3 protein-coding genes and 1 pseudogene are annotated in these 4,801 nt (G+C 72.6%); 3 read left to right on the top strand and 1 reads right to left on the bottom strand.

The features are described from left to right. Positions 1 to 1,145, top strand: a 1,145-nt coding sequence (locus V7793_RS33415; RefSeq protein ID WP_336013458.1) for a PP2C family protein-serine/threonine phosphatase, incomplete at its 5' end; no start/stop codon positions are given. Between the two features lie 120 nt (positions 1,146 to 1,265). On the opposite strand, the gene V7793_RS33410 is transcribed toward V7793_RS33415, so the two are convergent. Next, on the bottom strand, positions 1,266 to 2,780 hold the full coding sequence (locus V7793_RS33410; RefSeq protein ID WP_336013457.1) for a DNA-binding protein NsdB: 1,515 nt from the start codon (positions 2,778 to 2,780) through the stop codon (positions 1,266 to 1,268). A gap of 294 nt (positions 2,781 to 3,074) precedes the next feature. On the opposite strand from V7793_RS33410, the gene V7793_RS33405 reads away from it, so the two are divergent. Then, positions 3,075 to 4,181, top strand: a complete 1,107-nt coding sequence (locus V7793_RS33405; RefSeq protein WP_336013456.1) for an aminoglycoside phosphotransferase family protein — start codon at positions 3,075 to 3,077, stop codon at positions 4,179 to 4,181. 324 nt (positions 4,182 to 4,505) lie between these two features. Then, positions 4,506 to 4,801, top strand: a pseudogene (locus V7793_RS33400) (N-acetylmuramoyl-L-alanine amidase); the annotation flags it as partial.

Below are 4,801 nucleotides of genomic sequence, written 5' to 3'. Positions count from 1 at the left end.
GGGTCGGCAGCGCCGAGTGGAATCTCCTCACCGACGAGGCCACCTGGTCCGACGAGCTGTTCCCGCTGTTCGGCCGCCGCCCCGAGGACGGCCCGCTGACGCTGGACGAGCTGCCCTCCTGGCTGCCCGAGGAGGACCGCGGGCAGCTGACCGCGATGGTCACCGGCTGCCTGATCGACGGCAAGCCCATCGACGGCGAGTTCCGCATCGTGCGCGGCGACGGCTCGGTCCGCACGGTGCACATGATGGGCGAGCCCGTCCTCGGCTCCGACGGCTCCACGGCCTCCATGTGGGCCGTCTTACGGGACGTCAGCGAGCTCCGCCGCAGCCGCGAGGCCGTGGACGAGACGTGCCACTCGCTGCAGCGCCGTCAGCACCTCGCCCAGGCCGAGCGCCGGCTCGCGGTCGAGCTGCAGGAAGCCGTGCTGCCACCGTGGCGCGGCTCCCTGTGCTTCCCCGAAGGCGGCACCGCCCCGTCCGACGGCTCCCGTGGCACCCTCGACCTCGCCGCTCACTACCTCCCTTCCGCCAGCAGCGCCCTCATCGGCGGCGACTGGTTCGATGCCCTGCGGCTGCCCGCGGGCCAGACCCTGCTCAGCGTCGGCGGTCTCACCGGGCACGGCGCCACCGCCACCTCCGGCATGGCCATGCTGCTGGGCGCGCTGCGCGGCATGGCCGTGACCGGTGCCGACCCCGGCCCGCTGATGGGCTGGCTCAACCACCTCCTCGACGCCTCCGCGCAGCCCGCCCTGGGCAGCGCGGTCTGCTGCCGTTACGACCCCGCGACCCGCACCCTGACCTGGTCCCAGGCGGGCCACCCCGCGCCCCTGCTCTTCCGCCGGGGGAAGGGCCGTGCGCTGCAGCCGCCGGAGGGCATGCTGCTCGGGGCCGTCTCCGACGCCGCGTACGGACAGGCGGAGGAGCTCCTGGAGCCCGGTGACGTCCTCCTCCTGCACACCGACGGGCTCTCGCCCCACAGTGCCGGTCCGATCACCGAGACCGTCACCGACAGACTGCTGGGCTTCGCCCCCCGGTTCGCCACGGCGAAGTGCGCACAGGAGTGCGTACGGGCCGTGCTGGAGGAGTTCGGCGGCAAGGAGCGCGAGGACGACGCCTGCCTGCTGATCGGGCGCGTCAACGACTGAGACGATCGAACGGCTGAAGACCATGGAACGGCTGAGACCGTTGTGAGCGGCTGAGGCCGCCACGGCCCGGATCACGGCCCGCTTCCGCTGCCGGGACCGCCCGGCGCGTGCCCCGGCGGCTTACACCGCCATCCCCTTCCCGCCGGCGCCGCCACCCTTCTTCGGCTGCGCCTTGGGGGCCTTGGGCAGGGCCTGTTTGATCTCCTGCCGGAGATCCTCGATCCGGGCGTATCCCGCGTACTTCCCCGTTAGGCGGTACATCTCACGGAGCCGGTCCCAGGTGCGGTGCGAGGAGGTCTCCCCGATCGACACCAGGGCCAGCCGGGCGTAGGTGTCCGCCTGCTCGGGGTCATTGCTGATGAAGCAGGACGACGCCATGGAGATGTAGTCGAAGATCATCGACCTCTGGTGGCCGCTTCTGCGCAGGGCCAGGGCCTCCTTGGCGTGCTGCTGGGCGATGGCCGCGGCCGCGGGGTCGTGCTCGGCGAGCGTGCGGTAGGCCAGGGCCTGCATGCCGTGGAGGTCGGCCTCGTCGAAGGTCTGCATCCAGCTGGGGGGCGGTACGTCTCCCTTGTCCGAGACGAACAGCTCCTCCGCTTCGCCGAGCGTCCTGCGCATGGCCTGGCCGCGGCCCATCGACGCCTGTGCCCAGGCCTCGATGGTGTTGAGCATGGCGCGGGTGCGCGGGAGGGTCTCGCCCCCGGAGCCGGAATTGGCGAGCTTCATCAGATCGAGGGCGTCCTCGGGCCGTCCGAGGTGCACCATCTGGCGGGCCGCGCGGGAGATCGCCTCGCCCGCACGGGGACGGTCGCCGCCCTCGCGGGCGGCATGGGCGGCGATGACGAAGTACTTCTGCGCGGTGGGCTCGAGGCCCACGTCGTGGGACATCCAGCCGGCGAGCACCGCGAGGTTCGCGGCGACCCCCCAGAGCCTGCGCTGCAGGTGCTCGGGGTGGTGGTAGGAGAGCATGCCCCCCACCTCGTTGAGCTGGCCGACCACCGCCTTGCGCTGCAGCCCGCCGCCGCGGGCCGAGTCCCAGGCGCGGAACACCTCGACCGAGCGCTCCAAGGCGTCGATCTCCGTGGAGCCCACCGGCGCGGCCTCGTAGCGGTCGAGCCCGGCGGTTTCGGCGTGGACGGCGTCCCTGTGCAGCGGATCGTCGAAACGGGGGGAGTCGGAGGCGAGGACCGGATCGGAGTGCAGCCAGTCGTGCATGGCGCTGCTGAGTGCTGAGCCTGCGGCGAGCGCGGCGCCCGCACCCACCAAGCCGCGTCGGTTGAGCATGAGGTCCATTCCCGTGAATTCGGTGAGGACCGCGGCGGTCCGCTCGGGCGGCCAGGGAAGGCCGTCCGAGGACTGCCCCCTACCCGCGCGCCCTCGCCGACCGAACCCGAGGTCCTCGATGGTCACGACACGGCCGAGTCGCTCGGTGAAGAGGGCTGCCAGCACCTTGGGCACGGGATCGCGCGGGGACTCCCCCATGTCGATCCAGCGCCGCACCCGCGAGGTGTCGGTCGCCAGCTGCGGGTGGCCCATGACGGCCGCCTGCCGGTTCACGAGCCTCGCCAGTTCGCCCTTGGACCATCCGGCCAGGCCGAACAGATCCGCGAGGCGGGTGTTGGGTTCCCTCGTCACGTCAAGCCCCCAGGTTCTCGGCTGACTTGAAGGTAGCGGGCCGTCATGGGCCAGGCGAGTATTCGCCAGGGTTCGCCAGGGTCCGCCACATGGTGTGCCACCCGCGGGCGGGTGTGATGTAGGAACGCGCCACCCCGGCCGCCGCCAGTCGGCCGAACCGGCCGGTAGCCGGACGCCCGAGAGGGACCGTCCGGAGCCCGGCCGCGGACCACGTGCATTCCCCAGGGTGCACGCCGGCCCGGGGACCGGGGGAGCGCGGCAACTCGTCGGCACACGAAGGGATCCGTTCCGCTCATGTATGCAGCCTCGTCCTCCGTGTCCGCCCCGCCCCGGCTCCGCCCTCCCCACGCCGGCGGCGGACCGTACCTCGACCCCTCCCACGCCGCGGGGGCTGCCTTCGGGGGCGGACGGGCCCGGCGGTCCCCGGGGCTGGGGGGGCAACCGCTCAGCGGGAGAATCGACTTGTCCGGCCCTCAGGGCACGCAATTGCGCACGGTGATCGCCGCAGTGCACCGCATCTGCCCGGAGTTCAACCCCGTCCAGGTCCTGCGCCGCAACGGGCGCTCGGTCCTGCTGGTCGGCTCCACGGGCCGCACCACGGCAGTGGCCAAGTGTTTACTGGATCATTCACCGTCCTGGACCGAGCGGTTCCGGCACGAAATAGCTACATACCGTGCGTTCGTCCGCCACCGTCCGCCGGTGCGGGTGCCGCGGCTCATCGCCGCGGACCCCGACAACTGCACGCTGGTGATCGAGCGCATGCCCGGGCGTCCCGCCGCCCTGCAGCGGCACCCCTCGGAGGCGCCGCCCCGTGCAGATGTGCGAGCCGCACTCGGCGCGATCTGCAGGGTCAACCTCTGGCGCCCGCCGGCCGGCATGTTCGACATGCCGCTGGACTACGGCAAGCGCATCGCCCGCTACCACGAGCTGGGCCTGCTGACCGACCGCGACATGGGCGATCTGCAGAAGCTGCTGCACGGGCTGGCCCATGTCCAGGGGCAGTTCTGCCACGGTGACGCCCAGCTGTCCAACATCCTCCTGGCCCCCACCGGCCCCGTGCTGGTGGACTGGGACCAGGCGGGCTGGTATCTCCCGGGCTACGACCTCGCCACGCTGTGGACGGTCCTCGGCGACGCGCCCGCGGCGCGCCGCCACATCAGCCAGGTCGCCCAGCAGGCCGGCACGGTGCAGCGTGACGCCTTCCTGGTGAATCTCATGCTCGTGCTGACCCGCGAGATCCGCACCTGCGAGACGGCCGTACAGCGAGCCGTGGACGAGCCGGCCGCGGCGGCACCCGGCGCGGCCGAGTCGGGTGAGGAGCAGCGGCTGCTGCTGCGCCGCCTGCACGACGACTGCGCACTCGCCAGGCGCGCCGTCCGGGCAGCGGTCGGCACCCGCTGACCCACCGCCTCCGCCCCTCCACGACACGCCGCGCACGCTGCGCGGCGTGTCGCCGTCTTCTCCGGAGGGAAGGTGCCGGGAAGCAAGAGGCGCAGCAGCAGCCGTGGGCAACATGCATCGCAGCAGCATGATTGACGGAACGTCCGCCAGGGGCTACCTCTGGTTACGTCCGGTCCCGCACGCCCGATCGCGCCCCAGACCGTTCCCGCGCGTGACACGGGCCGCCCCGAGGAGGCTGCATTGCGAGGATCCGCTCCCCGACCGTGGACCGCCCTTCTCAGACCACGGCGAAGAAGACAGGCCGCGTTCAGGGCGGCCGGAGTCATGGCTTCGGCCGCCCTGTTGCTGCCCCTGGCGTCTCACGCGACCGCCACTCCCACGGCCACGGACCGGCAGCCGCGCTCCGGCGCCCTGCAGCGGGCCTTCGCCGAGGCCTCCCGTGAGTACCGGGTCCCGCAGAGCGTGCTGCTGGGGGTCTCCTATCTGCAGTCGCGCTGGGACGCCCACGGCGGTGCGCCCAGCGTCACCGGCGGCTACGGCCCGATGCACCTCACCGATGCCGTCCACGCCCTGGCCGAGGCCCCGCATCACAGCGACGGCCGTGAGGACCCGCGGGGCGA

It is taken from the genome of Streptomyces sp. KLMMK (assembly GCF_036961605.1).
Taxonomy (GTDB): domain Bacteria; phylum Actinomycetota; class Actinomycetes; order Streptomycetales; family Streptomycetaceae; genus Streptomyces; species Streptomyces telluris.
This window is presented reverse-complemented; position numbering and strand designations above follow the sequence as displayed.

Bases quoted from the DNA above. Each gene is read 5' to 3' on its own strand.
- V7793_RS33405 (WP_336013456.1), top strand. From the start codon at position 3,075: ATGTATGCAGCCTCGTCCTCCGTGTCCGCCCCGCCCCGGCTCCGCCCT.